The sequence below is a fragment of the Micromonospora sp. RTP1Z1 genome (genome assembly GCF_033804685.1).
Taxonomy (GTDB): domain Bacteria; phylum Actinomycetota; class Actinomycetes; order Mycobacteriales; family Micromonosporaceae; genus Micromonospora.
In genome coordinates, this window is sequence record NZ_JAPFQV010000012.1 from 59,305 (window position 1) to 74,514 (window position 15,210).

Annotated in this window: 14 protein-coding genes and 1 pseudogene; 8 read left to right on the top strand and 7 right to left on the bottom strand. The window is 73.4% G+C overall.

Annotation, left to right across the window (positions count from 1 at the left end; translation table 11 throughout):
• Nucleotides 1–49: 49 nt before the first annotated feature.
• From SLP03_RS09235 to SLP03_RS09245, 3 genes are read left to right on the top strand one after another with little or no spacing between them, the layout of a single operon-like run.
• Nucleotides 50–1,189: an endonuclease domain-containing protein gene (locus tag SLP03_RS09235; protein ID WP_319460113.1), complete on the top strand. Its 1,140-nt coding sequence runs from the start codon at nt 50–52 to the stop codon at nt 1,187–1,189.
• Between the two features lie 6 nt (nt 1,190–1,195).
• Nucleotides 1,196–1,900: a hypothetical protein gene (locus SLP03_RS09240; protein WP_319460114.1), complete on the top strand. Its 705-nt coding sequence runs from the start codon at nt 1,196–1,198 to the stop codon at nt 1,898–1,900.
• Nucleotides 1,897–5,043: an ATP-binding protein gene (locus SLP03_RS09245; protein WP_319460115.1), complete on the top strand. Its 3,147-nt coding sequence runs from the start codon at nt 1,897–1,899 to the stop codon at nt 5,041–5,043. The genes SLP03_RS09240 and SLP03_RS09245 overlap by 4 nt, the downstream gene beginning before the upstream one ends.
• Nucleotides 5,044–5,498: 455 nt before the next feature.
• On the opposite strand, the gene SLP03_RS09250 is transcribed toward SLP03_RS09245, so the two are convergent.
• Nucleotides 5,499–6,017, bottom strand: a complete 519-nt coding sequence (locus SLP03_RS09250) for a hypothetical protein (protein WP_319460116.1) — start codon at nt 6,015–6,017, stop codon at nt 5,499–5,501.
• 60 nt (nt 6,018–6,077) lie between these two features.
• Entirely contained in the window at nt 6,078–6,656 is a 579-nt protein-coding gene (locus tag SLP03_RS09255; RefSeq protein ID WP_319460117.1) for a helix-turn-helix domain-containing protein, read from the bottom strand.
• Nucleotides 6,657–6,727: 71 nt separating this feature from the next.
• Between SLP03_RS09255 and SLP03_RS09260 the strand changes: the two genes are divergently transcribed.
• Entirely contained in the window at nt 6,728–7,936 is a 1,209-nt protein-coding gene (locus tag SLP03_RS09260) for an FAD-dependent monooxygenase (RefSeq protein WP_319460118.1), read from the top strand.
• An 11-nt stretch (nt 7,937–7,947) separates the two neighbouring features.
• On the opposite strand, the gene SLP03_RS09265 is transcribed toward SLP03_RS09260, so the two are convergent.
• The 3 genes from SLP03_RS09265 to SLP03_RS09275 form a co-directional block, all read right to left on the bottom strand.
• On the bottom strand, nt 7,948–8,490 hold the full coding sequence (locus SLP03_RS09265) for an SRPBCC family protein (protein WP_319460119.1): 543 nt from the start codon (nt 8,488–8,490) through the stop codon (nt 7,948–7,950).
• Between the two features lie 2 nt (nt 8,491–8,492).
• Complete coding sequence (locus tag SLP03_RS09270; protein ID WP_319460120.1) at nt 8,493–8,804, bottom strand: metalloregulator ArsR/SmtB family transcription factor; 312 nt, start codon at nt 8,802–8,804, stop codon at nt 8,493–8,495.
• Between the two features lie 249 nt (nt 8,805–9,053).
• Nucleotides 9,054–9,257, bottom strand: a complete 204-nt coding sequence (locus tag SLP03_RS09275) for a hypothetical protein (protein ID WP_319460121.1) — start codon at nt 9,255–9,257, stop codon at nt 9,054–9,056.
• Between the two features lie 116 nt (nt 9,258–9,373).
• Here SLP03_RS09275 and SLP03_RS09280 point away from each other — a divergent pair, with 116 nt between their 5' ends.
• Nucleotides 9,374–10,123, top strand: a complete 750-nt coding sequence (locus SLP03_RS09280) for a hypothetical protein (RefSeq protein ID WP_319460122.1) — start codon at nt 9,374–9,376, stop codon at nt 10,121–10,123.
• A gap of 41 nt (nt 10,124–10,164) precedes the next feature.
• Nucleotides 10,165–11,439: an FAD-binding protein gene (locus SLP03_RS09285; RefSeq protein ID WP_319460153.1), complete on the top strand. Its 1,275-nt coding sequence runs from the start codon at nt 10,165–10,167 to the stop codon at nt 11,437–11,439.
• On the opposite strand, the pseudogene SLP03_RS09290 reads toward SLP03_RS09285, so the two are convergent.
• A pseudogene (locus tag SLP03_RS09290) lies at nt 11,416–12,050 on the bottom strand (YczE/YyaS/YitT family protein); the annotation flags it as partial. The gene SLP03_RS09285 and the pseudogene SLP03_RS09290 overlap by 24 nt on opposite strands.
• Nucleotides 12,051–12,197: 147 nt before the next feature.
• Here SLP03_RS09290 and SLP03_RS09295 point away from each other — a divergent pair.
• A complete protein-coding gene (locus tag SLP03_RS09295; protein ID WP_319460123.1) occupies nt 12,198–13,673 on the top strand; it encodes a PLP-dependent aminotransferase family protein in 1,476 nt (491 codons plus the stop codon).
• Nucleotides 13,674–13,706: 33 nt separating this feature from the next.
• Here SLP03_RS09295 and SLP03_RS09300 read toward each other — a convergent pair whose 3' ends face one another.
• Nucleotides 13,707–14,870, bottom strand: a complete 1,164-nt coding sequence (locus SLP03_RS09300) for a site-2 protease family protein (protein WP_319460124.1) — start codon at nt 14,868–14,870, stop codon at nt 13,707–13,709.
• A gap of 114 nt (nt 14,871–14,984) precedes the next feature.
• Here SLP03_RS09300 and SLP03_RS09305 point away from each other — a divergent pair, with 114 nt between their 5' ends.
• Nucleotides 14,985–15,191, top strand: coding sequence for a nuclease-related domain-containing protein (locus tag SLP03_RS09305; RefSeq protein WP_319460125.1), 207 nt, complete (start codon nt 14,985–14,987; stop codon nt 15,189–15,191).
• Nucleotides 15,192–15,210: the final 19 nt, after the last annotated feature.

Genomic DNA, 15,210 nt, shown 5'->3' on the forward strand with positions numbered 1-15,210 from the left:
GCAGCGCCGGCGATAGGGTCACGATTCTCGTGTACCTGGGGGAGGGCGCATGGCGGATGGCGGCTCGCCGTATCCGTCCGTCCCACTGCCGGCCCGGGCGACCGCCGGAGCAGCGCGAGACTGGTGGTCGGTGCCGCCGCGCGGCCAGGTCAGCCACCTGTCGGGTGTCGACCCGGAACTACTCGCCGTGGCGGTGGATCCGCTGCCGGAGACCGCGCCGGTGGTCGTCCGGTACCGCCCGCTCCTCGGTATCTCGCTCGCCGCGCAGGTCACCGCGATCCTCGACGAGCTGGAGTCGGCCGCCGTCGCGCTGTATCCCCGCTGGCTACCCGGCGCGGAGCGGCTCGACGAGCCGGGCATGCTCGGCGTCGCCGCAGTCCGGGCACTGGCCCGTCAGGCGGCCGCGCGCTCAGGTCACTTCGGTCCGTTCCTCGCCGAACTGGCCGGGCGTTGCCTCGATCCGCCGGGCCGTCGCCCGCCCCGCCGGCCTGGTGGGCGCTCCGGCTTCCCGGCCGAGGTACGCGCGGCAGGCCTGACCCGGGTCGTCGCCGAGGCGTACGGGCGAGACTTCTGCGTACTGCTGATCGAGCTGCCGGCGGAGCTCACCGCGTCGGACGAGCGCGTGCTTGCCGCCGCGGCCGAGTGGCTGGCGGAGCACGGCCGCCTCACGGTCTGGTTGGCCGGCCCGCCCCTTCGGCGGGTGGACCGGATCCGCCCGGTGGCGGTCTCCCTGCCGGCATACCTCACCCGGCTCGCCGACGACGTCGGTGTCACGTCGGACCGTGTCCCCGAGTCGGCACCGCCGGGGCTGACCTACCCGCCGCTGTCCGGCCTGCCACGCGCGGACAGCGCGGCTGAACTGGCCCTCGAGCGGGCTCTGGCGCCGCACGAGTGGGCCCGGGGCCGGCGCTGGAACCACACCTACGATTGGCACCTCCTCGGCCGGCCGTACCGGTTGGACCTCTACTGGTCCAGCGCCGGCCTTGCGGTTGAGGTGGACGGCCCGGAGCATCGGGGCCGGATGATGTTCGCCGACGACCGGCGGCGCGATGTGCAGCTCCAGATCCTGGGGCTCGACGTGCTCCGGTTCACCAACGAACAGGTGTTCTCCGACGTCGATGCGGTGGTGGAGAAGATCCGGCAACTGCTGGTCCGACGAGTCACGAACGGTACGTATCGACCGAGATGAGGCACCATGTCGAGCAGTAAGGACGTCCCGAGCCTGACGCCCAACCAGATCAACGCCCTGGTGGTGCTGATGGTCGAGGCGCGGGAACTCACCAACAGTGAGCTGCGGGAGCTGGCCGGCTTCGCGCTCACCGGCAGCGACAACGCGACGCTGGTGAAGCACGGGCTGGTGAAGACCGACCGGACCCACCGTCCGTTCTCGCACGAGCTCACCGACGAGGGCTGGGCGGTGGTCCGCCGGCTGCACACCGTGCCACCACCGAAGCGTGGCGGCTCCGCCAGTCGCTCCCTGTTCACCCTGTTGACGAACCTGAACCGGTCCCTGGACCGGCTGCGGATCAGCCACGGGGACTTCTTCACCCAGGCGGCCGCGGCGGTGCCGGGCGTCCCCGTCGCCACCGGGCATGCCGGTACGGCAGCCGCGAACGTCGCGTGGACGGAGCGCACCGCCGACCCGGAGGCGATGGTCCGCGCGGCGTACCGGGAGCTGGCTCCGGCCCCCGGAGCCTGGGTGGGCCTCGCCGACCTGCGGGACCGCCTCGCCGACCAGGAGCGCTCGACGGTGGACGCCACGCTGCGGGCCCTGGTCCGGCAGGAGGGCGTGCGGATCATTCCGGTCGCGAACACCAAGTCGCTGACCCCACGGGATCGGGCGGCGGCGGTCCGCATCGGTGACGAGGACAACCACGCGCTGTCGATCGGTCCGGTATGACCGTCGACGACGGCCGCGCGGTGCTGGAGGCATTGAGCTTCCACCCGGCGGCCACCCCGGACGACGTCTGGCGCCCTTCCCCCCACAACGTTCCCGAGCTGCATGAACGGGTGGTCGGCGAGATCCTCCGCGGCGTGAGCCGGGCCCGGACGGACGACACCAGCCGCCCGCTCGGCGTCGCCATGCAGGGCCGGGCCGGCTCCGGCAAGACGCACCTGCTCGGGGCGGTGCGGGAGCGGATCCAGCACGACGGGGGCTACTTCTTCCTGGTCGGCATGGTGAGTGGCAAGACCTTCTGGGCGAGCGTGGCGCTCGCCCTCGTCGAAGGCATGGGTCAGGAGGCGATCGGCTGGGGCACCCAGCTCAGGAAGTTCCTGCGCCGGCTCACCGCCCAGCTCGGCATCCCGGCCGAGGTGCGGGACGCGGTCGCCGGCACCCGGCCGGTCACCCGGGCGGACCTGGACACCTTCATCCGGGCCCTGCGTACCCACCACCGCGAGGTGGGGCGGGACTGTCAGGACACCGCCCGGGCGCTGGCGCTGCACGGGTCGACCGACTTCGAGGCGCAGGACGTCGGCTACGCCCACCTGATCAGCGAGCCGGGTGACCCGGCCGACCGGGCTGCGTGGGGTCTGACTCCGGCGATCCGTGCCCCACAGCAGATCGTCCAGGACATCTCCCGGCTGATGGCGTTGACGCTGGACCCGACCGTGATCGCGGTCGACCAGCTCGACACGCTCTTCGCCCAGACCAGCACCTCGATGCTCGACCAGCACTCGGGGCTGGAGGACGACCAGGCCAAGGTGATCGGGCCGATCGCCGACGGGCTGTTGACCCTGCGGGACGTGACCCGCCGCACGCTGATCGTGGTGTCCTGCCTGCCCGACACCTGGACCCTGATGACCAGGAGCGCTCCGACCCCGGTCGCGGACCGGTTCCGCGAGGCGGTCCTGCCGGATCGGATCCCCAGCCCTGAGATCGGACGGGCGATCGTCGAGAAGCGGTTCGCCATCGCGTTCGCCGGGCGGTGTTTCGTGCCACCCCACCCGACCTGGCCGATCGCGCCGGGGGCGTTCGCCGATGCGCCGAACCTGACCCCGCGGGCGCTGCTCCGTCGGGTGGACCGGCACATCGCCGGGTGCAGGGACCGGGACCAGGTGACCGAGCTGGACCGGCTCATCGAGAGTGGGGAGCTGCACACGCCACCGCCACCGCCACCGCCGGCGCCGGCGCCGGCGGCGACCGCTGACCTGACGCCGCTGGACGAACGATTCGCCGAGCTGGTCGCGGCGGCGGACGTGCGCGCCGCCCTGGATCCGCGGACCGAGGACGAGCACCTGCCGCCGCTGCTGGCGGCCGGCCTCGCCGCCTGGATCGGGGAGCAGGCCCCGACCGGGGCCACGTACAAGCACGACCCGCTCCCCGGGCGGAAGCCCGCGCTGCACGGCCGGCTGATCGAGGTGCTGGACGAGGCCACCGAGAACGAGGCGCACTGGTGCTTCCGGGGCATCGCCCACCCGAACGCGATCGCGGTGACCGCCCGGGTGAAGGCGGCCTGCACGATGGCGGGTCTGGACCCGGCATTCCCACAGCGGCGGCTGGTGCTGGTGCGTAACGTGCCCTGGCCGACCGGGAAGCGCACCACCGAGGTCCTGGCCGCTTTCGACGCCGCCGGCGGCATCCGCTGCGACATCCCGGAGGCGGATCTCCGGGTGTTCGCCGCCCTGCGGCAGATGAGCGCGGCGGCCGACACCACCTTTCCGGAGTGGTTGGTGGCGCGGCGGCCGGCCGGCGGCACCCGGCTGTTGCGGGCGGTACTCGGTGACCACTCACCGGCGCCGGCCGGCTCCGTCGAGCCCGCCGATGCCGGGTCAGGTGTCGCCGCCGCAGCCGCCCCGGCCGGGCGTGAATCCGGTGACGGGCAGTCGATCCGCCTCGGGCACACCGCCGACGGACGGGATCCGTTCGTGGTGGATCTGGAGTCGCTGCGGCGGCACACCGTCATCTTCGCCGGCTCCGGGTCCGGCAAGACCGTGCTGATCCGGCGACTCATCGAGGAATGCGCCCGACAGGGCGTGTCGACGATCGCGCTCGATCCGAACAACGACCTGGCGCGGCTGGGCGACGCCTGGCCGGCGCCGCCCACGGGGTGGGCGCCGGGCGACGACGAGCGGGCCCGCGACTACCTCGCGCACACCGAGGTCGTCGTCTGGACCCCCCGGGTCACGGCAGGGCGTCCGCTCAGCTTCCAGCCGTTGCCGGACTTCACTCCGGTCCGTGACTCGCCCGACGAATTCGATCAGGCGATTCGGTCCGCCGTCGAGGCGCTGGCGCCCCGGGCGGGCGTCGACCGTCCGACAAGGCTCGCCCGGCAGGGCAAGGCCGTGCTGACCGAGGCGCTGCAGGCGTACGCGAAGAGCGGCATGGTGGGCCTGGCCGGCTTCACCGAGTTCCTCGCCGAACTGCCCGACGGGGTCAGCCGGCTGGCCCGGGCGGACAAGCTGGCCCAGGATCTCGCCGAGGCACTCAAGGCGGCGATGGTCACCGATCCCCTCTTCGGTGGCGCGGGCGCTCCCGCTGATCCCGGTCTGCTGCTCACTCCGTCGCCCGGCCGGCGGGCCCGGGTCTCCGTCATCAGTCTCGTTGGGCTCACCTCCGACCAGGAGCGGCAGAGCTTCGTCAACCAGTTGCAGATGGCGCTCTTCGCCTGGATCAAGCGGCACCCGGCCGGCGATCGACCGTTGGGTGGGCTGTTCGTGATGGACGAGGCGCAGACGCTCGCGCCGTCGACCGGCGCCACCGCCAGTACGGCCAGCTCGATCGCGCTCGCGTCGCAGGCTCGCAAGTACGGCCTCGGGCTGGTGTTCGCGACCCAGGCGCCGAAGGGTCTGCACAACCAGATCGCCGGTAACGCGACGACGCAGTTCTTCGGGCTGCTCAACGCACCGGCGCAGATCGACGCGGCGCGGCAGTTGGCGGAGGCGAAGGGTGGTCGGCTGCCCGACATCGGTCTGCTGACCAGCGGCCAGTTCTACGCGGCCGGGGAGGGCTTCTCCTTCGTCAAGGTCGACACCCCGATGTGTCTCACCCACCATCCGAAGGCGCCGCTGAGTCCGGAGGAGGTCGTCGACCGGGCCCGGTGAGCCAGATCCGCGAGCCCGCCGGCGCGCTGCGTACCGCCCGGATCGGCTGACCGGCGCCCGCCTACGATGACCGGCGACGACGGGGGAGCGGCTGACCCGGCTGGACGAGGCGGCGGCGGTGGTCACCGCGATGCTCCGCGAGCCGGTCGCCACGGTGGAGGGCCGCTACCACTCGGTGCGGGCGGCGCAGAACGTGCCGACGGGCGTGCAGGGCCGCACATCCCGCTGATGATCGGCGGCAGCGGCGAGAAGCGCACCCTGAAGACCGTGGCCCGGTACGCCGACGCCTGCAACCTCACCGACCACACCGACCCGGCCTTCTACCAGCACAAGCTGGACGTGCTGGCCGGGCACTGCGCGGACGTCGGCCGGGACTACGACAGCATCCTGAAGACCGCGTCCTTCTCGGTGTTCACCGGGGCTCGACTGACAGCGGGGCGGCGACGGCCGGGAGGTCAGGACGGGAAGCCGTCGACCAGGTCGGGTCGGCGGGTCGCGGCGAACCGGTCGCGGACCTGGGGACGGCTGGCCAGGAGGAGCAGCGCGACCACCACGAGCGCCTTCGCGACGTTGATGGCCCGCACCCACCAGGGAAACGGCTGGAGCAGGGTCAGGCCGGAGCCGACCAGCACGATCACCGAGATGAAGATGACCTGCCGGTACGCCTTGCGCCGGCCCAGCCGCAGTCCGCGGATCACCACCAGGTAGGCGAGCGCGACGACCGCGACGGGCAGCACGCGGGACCACGCCGAGGAGCGCAGCGTCTCCCGGGCGGCGGCCAGGTCGGCGCCGGCGGGCAGGTCGAGGTGGGCGAGCTGGTAGTCCAGCAACTGCTCCTGGAAGACCAGCATCAGACCGGCGAGCAGGGCGCTCAGGGCCAGATTGGCGAACATCAGCACGATCATGCGGCGTACCTGCGGCGGCGTGGCCGTGGCGGCGTCGGGATCGGCGGCGGGGGCGTCCGGTGTCGTCATCGGGAGGGATCAGATCACATGGTGCCGTTTCCGCGCTGCCCGGTTCTCCCGCCGGCCCGCTCAGGTGGTGAATTCCCCGGTGATCGTGCGCAGCGCCCGGGTCAGCTCGGCCGCGGACGGCGCGCGGTCCGGGTCGACCAGCCACTGGGCCGCCAGGCCGCCGAGCAGTGCCTGGTAGAAGGAGCCGAGCGCCAGGGCGTGCGCCTCGTCGGCGTCCGGGTCGAGCCGGTGGAAGACCGCGGCCAGGCCGAGGCGGGCGCGGTGGTTGGCGGTGGCGAACGCCTCGCGCAGCTCGGGAGCGCGGTCCATCTGGGCGATCAGCTCGAACTGGATGGCCCAGAGCGGGCGCAGCCGGGCGAAGGACTCGATGATCCGGGTCCACGCCGCCTCGAACCGTTGCTCCGGCGTGGCGTCGGGGCCGGCGTCGACCGCGAGGGCCCGTTCCAGCTCCTCGCCCCACTCCGCCATCGCCTCGAAGAGGGCCTCGTTGAGCAGCGCCCTGGTGGTGCGGAAGTGGTAGCCGATGGCGGCCAGGCTGGTGCCGGAGGCGGCGGCGATGTCCCGGGCGGTGGTGGCCGCGTAGCCCTTCTCCATCAGGCAGCGCTTGGCGCCGGCGAGCAGGTCTTCCCGATTTCCCATGGCGACAGCCTAGCCGATTCTTGGCACAAACGTCTTGTACAAATGTCTGACACGCTCGTACAGTGAACGGCATGACGACCGTCCTGATCTCCGGCGCCAGCGTCGCCGGCCCCGCGCTCGCCTGGTGGCTGCGCCGCCACGGCTTCCGTCCGACCGTCGTGGAGCGCGCCCCCGCGCTGCGCGAGGGCGGCTACAAGGTGGACATCCGGGGCGCGGCCCTGGCCGTGATCGACCGGATGGGCCTGCGCGGGCAGGTCGAGCGGCACGACACCGGGATGCGGTCCGCCCGCTTCGTGGATTCGGCCGGCGCGCAGCTCGCCACCATGGACGCCGCGCTCTTCGGCGGCCGGGAGGGCGACGACGCGGAGATCATGCGCGGCGACCTGGCCCGCATCCTCGCCGACGCCACCCGCGACGTGGAGTACCTCTTCGACGATTCGATCGACACGCTGACCCCGTCGGCCGACGGGGTCGAGGTGCGCTTCGAGCGGCGGCCGGACCGGACCTTCGACCTGGTGATCGGCGCGGACGGGCTGCACTCGAACGTCCGCCGGCTGGCCCTCGGCCCCGAGTCGGCCCACCTGCGGCCGCTCGGGCACCACATCGCGATCTTCTCGGTGCCGGCGGAGTGCGGCGAGGAGCGCGTCGAGCTGATGCACCCGGCGCCGGGCCGCAGCGTCGGCGTCTACCGCACGGCCGGCTCGCCGGACGCCAGGGCGCTGTTCCTCTTCCCCTCGCCCGAGGGCGCTCCGGAGCACCGGGACGTCGCCGGCCGTAAGGCGCTGCTGGCGGAGGCGTTCGCCGGCCTGGGGTGGCAGGTGCCGCGCCTGCTCGACGCGATGTGGGACGCCCCGGACTTCTACCTCGACTCGATGAGCCAGGTCCGGATGGACCGCTGGTCGACCGGGCGGATCGCCCTGGTCGGGGACGCGGCGTACGGGCCGTCGCCGGCGTCCGGGCAGGGCACCAGTCTCAGCCTGGTCGGGGCGTACGTGCTGGCCGCCTCGCTCGCGGCGGCGCCGGGCGACCCGGTTGCCGCCTTCGCCGACTACGAGCGGCGGATGCGCCCCTTCGTCGAGGCGAACCAGGCCCTCGCCGAGCGCAACCTCAAGGGCATGGTGCTGGGCTCGGCCGCGCAGATCCGGTTCCAGACGCTGATGCTGCGCCTGATGCCGCACCTGCCTGGCCGGGAGCGGATGATCCGCCGGGTGACCGAGCCGATCCGCAAGGCCGCCACCGCCATCACCCTCCCGGACACCCCGGCGCCGCGCGGGGCGTGAGGTCCCGCGGGTCAGTGCGCCGGCGGTTCGGCGTCCAGGCGCTCGGCGTACGCGGCCCGCAGCTCGTCCCAGCCGAAGTTCGTCGACTCGGCCCCGCGGATCGGGCCGACCGGGTCGCCGTCGAGCAGATGGCCGGCGACGTCCAGGCAGAGGTGCCAGCCGGCGGCCATGATCGGCGCCAGCTCCGGCTTGTCGACGGTGTGCCGCAGGGTCAGCCGGGTGCCGGTCGCCGACGGGGTCAGCTCCCAGCGCAGCAGGCCGCCGCCCCAGGTGTACTCCAGCAGCGTCGGCCGCTCGGCGCGGAGCACGGTCGCCGGCTGCGGGAAGGTCTCGTCGCCGTTGACCGTGCTGAGCGTGGCCTCGCCCGGCGCGCCGAGGTCCCGGTCGGCCAGGAACGGCGCCCACTGGGCGAGGTGGTCGGGCTCGGTCAGCGCGGCCCACACCTTCTCCGGCGGGTGCCGCAGGTCCCGGACGAAGACCAGGTCCCACCGGTCGTCGGCGGGCACCCGGGCGACCTCGGCGAGCGGGCCGGGTCGGAAGCTGTCGCGATCCATCGTCACTCCTGACTGTCGAGATGGCGTTCGAGGGCGTCGAGGTGGTCCGCCCACAGCCGGCGATACGGCCCGAGCCAGTCGTCCACGCCCCGCAGCGGGCGTACGTCGATCCGGTAGATGCGCTGCTGGGCCGCGGTGCGGACGGTCACGAAGCCGGCCTCGCGCAGCACCTTGAGGTGCTTGGAGACGGTCGGCTGGCTCATCCCCAGCGCGTCGACGAGGTCGCCGACGCTGCTCTCGGCGCGGCGCAGCCGTTCCAGGATGCGGCGCCGGCTCGGCTCGGCCAGCACGGCGAAGGCGTCGACGGACACCATCACAATATGCCTCTCCACTCATATGCCTGTCAAGGAATAGAGGCTGGTCGTGGATCTGTCGGCACCAGGGCGCGGCGGACCCGTCCGCTTCATATGCTCGGGAGTCGCCGTCGAGGTCATGCCGCAGCTGTGACGCACTCCCCGGCGCCGGGTCCGGCCCGGCTCAGCGGGCCGGGCCGCCGGGCTCGCGCAGCACCGTGTCGAGCCGACCACCTCGGTCGACCCGTCCAGATGGTGGGTGACGATCGACTACGACCCGCCGTCGGCCACCCGGGGCGCCGGTCCCGGTCCCGGTGGGGGGCCGGGCTCGGGCTCCGGGGTGGGCGCCGGCACCGGAGCGGTCGGGTACGCCGGCGGAACGCCGACCAGGTCCGGGCCGGCCCCGGTCGGGTCGATCTCCTCCTCGGAGGGGTACACGTCGCCGCGCAGGGCGGGGTCGCGGTAGCTGCTCATCGGCGAAGGGTTCCCCGCCGACGCCCGCCCCTAACCGTGCCCGATCGACCGGTGTCCCCCCTTGACAGGGCGACGGATGATGCACCCGACGGCGGGTCCGCGAACGGGGGTACGACATGGAGCTGCGCCGGAACCGAGGGTCGCTGGTGCTGGCCGCCAGCTGCGTGGTCGGCGGCGTGACGGTGCTGGCCGTCGGCGGCGACCGGGTGCTGCGGACGCTGGTCGCCCTGGGCGCGGTCGTCCTCGGCGGCGTGGTGCTGCTGCGGCCGTTCCGCTTCGTGATCGGACCGGACGGGCTGGACGTGCGGCGGCCGGGCCTGCGCGGCACGTACCGCTGGGACCAGTTCGACGCCCTGGCGCTCGCCGACGGGCCGCCGGTGCAGGGGCGTCCCTGGACGCCACGGTTGCTCGGCGTGCCCGGCGCGGCGCTGCCGCCCGAGGTGCGGGCCGGCGCACGCCACCCAGTCGACGGGCGGGCCGCCGTGGAACTGCTCGACCTTGCCCAGGTCCGCCAGACACCCGACGAGGTGGCGGATGCCCTGGCCCGGTACGCCGCCGACCGGTTCACCGACGCGCGTGCCCGCACCACCGCCGGGCTCGTCGGCGTCGACCTCGACTTCGCCGAGTCCCTGCGCGGCTACCGGACCGAGCGGATCGACGAGCTGGTCCGGCGTGCCCAGGCGGCGCTGGCCCACGGCGACGCGGCGGCGCGGCAGGCGGCCCGCGCCGAGATCGAGCAGGCCCGGGCCGCCGGACTGCCGGTGGCGCTGCGCGGTTATTCCGTCCTTCAGGTCGACGTGGCGCTCGACGCGCTCTGCGCCGCCCTGGCCGACCCCGCCGCCACCGACCGGAAGACTGCCCCGTGACCGGCGCCCCCACCGCCGCCGGCGTCCCCCTCGCCGGCGACATCGCCGCCCGGACGACAAGCGGCGCCGCCCCACGAGACCGCGCCGGCCGGAACTGGGCCGGTAACGTCCGCTACGCCGCCCGCCGCCGGCACACCCCGTCCACGGTGGACGAGCTGCGCCGGCTGGTCGCCGGCAGCGACCGGATCCGGGCCGTCGGCACCGGGCACTCCTTCAACCGGCTCGGCGACACCACCGGCGACCTGGTCTCGCTGGCCGGGCTCCTGCCCACCGTCGAGCTGGACCCGCAGCGCGGCACCGTCACCGTCGCCGCCGGCCTGCGCTACGGCGACGTCGCCACCCGGCTGCACGCCCAGGGGTACGCCCTGGCCAACCTGGCCTCCCTCCCGCACATCTCGGTGGCCGGCGCGGTCGCCACCGGCACCCACGGCTCGGGCGACACCCACGGCAACCTGGCCACCGCGGTCGCCGCCCTCGAACTGGTCACCGCCGACGGTGACCTGCTGACCGTCGACCGGGCCGACGACCGGTTCGCCGGCATGGTGGTCAACCTCGGCGCGCTCGGCGTGGTCACCCGGGTGACCCTGGACGTGGTGCCCACCTTCGACGTCCGGCAGTACGTCCGGCTCGGCCTGCCGCGCGACGACCTCGATGCCGCCTTCGCCTCGGCGTACAGCGTCAGCGCCTTCACCGACTGGCGCTCGGCGCGGATCGACCAGGTGTGGCGCAAGCAGCGCGCCGACCAGCCGCCGCCCCCGGCGGACTGGCTCGGTACGACGGCGGCCCCGGCGCAGCACCACCCGGTGCCTGGCATGCCGGCGGAGAACTGCACCCCGCAGCTCGGCGTGCCCGGGCCGTGGCACGAACGGCTGCCGCACTTCCGACTCGGCTTCACCCCGAGCAGCGGCGACGAACTCCAGTCGGAGTACCACGTGGCCCGCGACGTGGCCGCCGAGGCGCTCGCCGCCCTGGACGCGGTGGCCGATCGGATCGCCGCCGTGCTGCAGATCTGCGAGCTCCGGACGGTCGCCGCCGACCCGCTCTGGCTCAGCCCGAACCACGGGCGGGACAGCCTCGCGATCCACTTCACCTGGATCGGTGACGAGGCCAGGGTGACGCCGGTGGTGGCCGCGGTGGAGGAGCGACTGGCGCCGTTCGCGCCGCGCCCGCACTGGGGCAAGGTCTTCGGGCTGGATCCGGCGGCGGTGGCCGCCGCGTACCCCCGGTACGCCGACTTCCTCGCTCTGCTGGCGGAGCTGGACCCGGCCGGGAAGTTCCGGACCGAACTGCTGGACCGCTACCTTCCCCGGCGCTGACGGCCGGGCTGGTCCTGGTAGGCGAACCAGGGCAGGAAGAACTGGGTGATCGGGCCCACCGCCAGCGCGTACAGCACGGTGCCGACGCCCACGCTCCCGCCGAGCAGCCAGCCCACGGCGAGCACGGTGATCTCGATCAGGGTGCGGACGAGTCGGAGGGAGCGGCCGGTTGCGGCGGACGCGCCGGTCATCAACCCGTCCCGGGGGCCCGGTCCGAAGCGCGCCCCGACGTAGACGGCGACGGAGAATCCGTTGAGCAGCAACCCTCCGACGAGCAGACCGAGCCGGGCAGGGAAGCCGAGGTGCTGGGGGATGAGCGCCAGGCCGACGTCCGACGAGTACGCCAGGACGACGATGTTGGCGACGGTGCCGAACGTCGGTCTCTGCCGGAGGGGGATCCAGAACAGCAGCACGAGCACGCCGATGACGGCGCTGATCGTGCCGAAGCTCAGCGAGGTGTGCCGCTCCAGACCCTCGTACAGCACGCTCCATGGGTTGACGCCCAGCGCGGCCCGCACCATGACCGAGAGGCTGAATCCGTACAGGGCGAGACCGAGGAACAGCTGGGGCAGACGTCTCAGCGGATCCGCGCCGAGCGGGACGTAGCCGATGGGAGGCGCAGAGGTGCCCCCGCCGGCCTTCGATTCGATGGTCTGCTGCGCCATGCCAATCGCCTCCACGTGATGCGTTACCAGCCATTCGCGGCGATTCTGTAGAGTGACTGGCCTAGATGGCACCGCCAATCCAGGGAGAGTGGTATGGCCGGAGTGAACCCCTTCGCGCCGGACCGGGCCGACCGGACCGTGGGGAGCCGACAGCTCGCCGCCATGCTGCCCGACCCGGCCGGGGCGAAGCCCGCCTACCGCCGCCTGGCCGGGGCGATCAGCACGCTGATTCTGGATGGCCGGCTCGCGCTGCACGTCAAGCTCCCCGCGGAGCGGGAACTGGCCACCGCCCTGAACACCAGCCGGGCCACCGTCACGGCGGTGTACGACCTGCTGCGCGAGAGCGGCTACGCGCACAGCCGCCAGGGCTCCGGCACCTGGACGGCCCTGCCGGAGGGGCGTGTCCCCACCGGCGTGACCCGGGTCCTCGACCCTCCGGACACCGCCATCGACCTGGCCAGGGCCGCCCCCGGGCTGCCGGAGCAGATTCTCGTCGACGCGCTCGGCCGGGTCGCCCCCCGGCTGTCCGAGCACGCGCACACCCCCGGCTACCACCCCTACGGCCTGCCGGAACTGCGTGCCGCCATCGCCGAGCGCTTCACCCGGCGGGGCCTGGCCACCGTGCCCGAGCAGATCCTGGTGACCTCCGGCGCTCAGCACGCACTCACGCTGGTCCTGGGGCTCCTGTGCGGACCCGGCGACCGGCTGATGGTGGAGAACCCGTCCTACCCGAATGCCCTCGAAGCCATGCGGCGCGCCCGGCTCCGCACCGTCTCGGTCCCGGTGACGGAGGCCGGCTGGGACATCGAGATCATCGAATCGACCCTGCGTCAGGTGGTGCCCCACCTGGCCTACCTAATCCCCGACTTCCACAACCCGACCGGCTGCCTCATGCCCGACCAGGAGCGCCTTCGCGTCCTGCGGGCCGCGCAGCGCACCGGCACCTGGCTGGTCATCGACGAGACGCTGGCCGATCTCGCCCTCGACGTCGCCGCCCCGCCACCCTTCGCCAGCCTTGCCGCGCCCGGTGGGACCGGCCAGGTCATCACCATCGGCTCGATGAGCAAGACCCACTGGGGCGGGCTGCGCATCGGCTGGCTGCGCGCCCCCGCCCGGCTGGTCACCGAACTCGCCGGCCAGCGGATCGCCACCGACATGGGCGGCTCGGTCCTGGACCAGCTGCTGGCCCTCGACCTCCTGGCGCGGGCAGGGGGGTTGCTGCCACCCCGCCTGGACCAGCTGCGCGAGCAGCGCGCGGCCCTGACCGCGGCCCTGACCGAGCACCTTCCACGGTGGACCTGGCGCCTGCCGCCCGGCGGTCTGTCACTCTGGGTCGACCTGAGCGAGCCCGTCGCCGCGCCGCTGGCCGAGCGGGCGCTGGACTACGGGGTGCGGATCGAGGGCGGTGGCTACTTCGCCGCCGACCCGGGCCTCTTCGAACAGCGCCTACGCATCCCCTACACGGCGCCTTCCGACACCTTGCGCGAGGCGGTACGCCGGATGGCCGCCGCGGTCGCCGACGGCCGCCCGCTCTCCGCCACCATCCGACGACCGCACTGGGTCGTCTGACTGGTTGCCGCTTCGTCGGATAGCGCCCCGAACTCACCGGCCGGCTGTCCCCGGCACCCCGCTGACCCGCCCGGCACCCTCGCGCAGGCTGCCGCGCTGCACCGCCCGGCTGATGTCGCTCGGCGAGACGATCCCCACCAGCCGCTGGTCGGTCACCACCAGCGCCCGGCCGTCGGCGCACTCGCTGAGCCGGGGCAGCAGGTCGTTGAGCGCCTCGTCCGGGCCGGCGAGCACCAGTTCGTCGGCTCGGCAGGACACCTCGCCCAGCGTGGTGGTGGCCCGCCGGTCTGCGGGGATGCCGCGGACCCGGTCCAGGGTGACCAGCCCGACCGGCCGGCCGTCCTCGGTCAGCGGCAGCGCCGAGTGCCGGTACGCGAAGAGGTAGTGGTCCACGAAGTCGGCGACCGTCATGTCCCCGGACGCGGTCTGCGGCTGCGGCGTCATCACCTCGCCGACCCGGACCCCGCGCAGCGCGCTGCCCATCCGGGCCTGCCGCTCCTCCATGCCGGCCGCGCCGATCAGGAACCAGCCGATCAGCGCCAGCCAGAGCCCGCCGATCCCGGCGCCGGTCAGGAACCGCCAGAGCCCGAAGGCGATCAACAGGGCGCCGAGGGCCCAGCCCGCCCGGGCCGCCACCACGGACGCCTTCGTCCGGTCGCCGGTGGCCTTCCATACCGCGGCGCGCAGCAGCCGGCCGCCGTCCAGCGGGGCGGCCGGCAGCACGTTGAAGATCGCCAGCAGGACGTTGATGCCGGCCAGCCAGGACAGCGCGCCGAGCAGCAGCCCGTGCGCGCCGGCGAGGGCGAGCACGATGGCGATGCCGCCGAAGAAGAGCCCGATCAGCAGGCTGACCAGCGGCCCGATGCCGGCGATGCGCAACTCGGCACCCGGGTCGCGGGCCTCCCCCTTCAGCTCGGACACCCCGCCGAAGAGCCAGAGCGTGATCCCCCCGACGCCGATCCCGTTGCGCTTGGCCACCACCGCGTGCGCCACCTCATGAGCCAGCAGGCCGCCGAAGAACACCACCGCGGCGCTCAGCCCCGCCAGCACGTACGCCCAGGTCGAATGGCCGGGGTAGGAGCGCGGGAACAGGCTGGCCGACAGCGCCCAGGCGATCAGCAGGAAGATGACCAGGACGCTCCAGTTGACCCCGACGGGTACCCCCGCGATCCGGCCAAGCCGGAAGCTCGCCCTCATGCGTCCGGCATACCCCGGGATGGTCGTCCCATGCCACGGGCGGAAGGTCACCGTTGACCGGTAAGGTGCGAAGGCTGAGTCGGACACCGACGGCCAGGGTGGAGGCGTCGGCGCATGCGTGAGGATTCGCCGCGCTGGGAGCAGATCAACCCCAGCTCCTACACCTGGCAGCAGGACGGGCTGCGCGAGCTGGCCAGTTACCTGCCCGACGTCGACCCGTACCACGTCTGGGCGAACGTCGAGTTCGTCGGCGCCGACGGTTCGATCAACGAGGTCGACGCGCTGGTGCTCACCCCAGCGGGCTCTAGGTGCTGGAGCTGAAGCACTGGCAGGGCGAGAT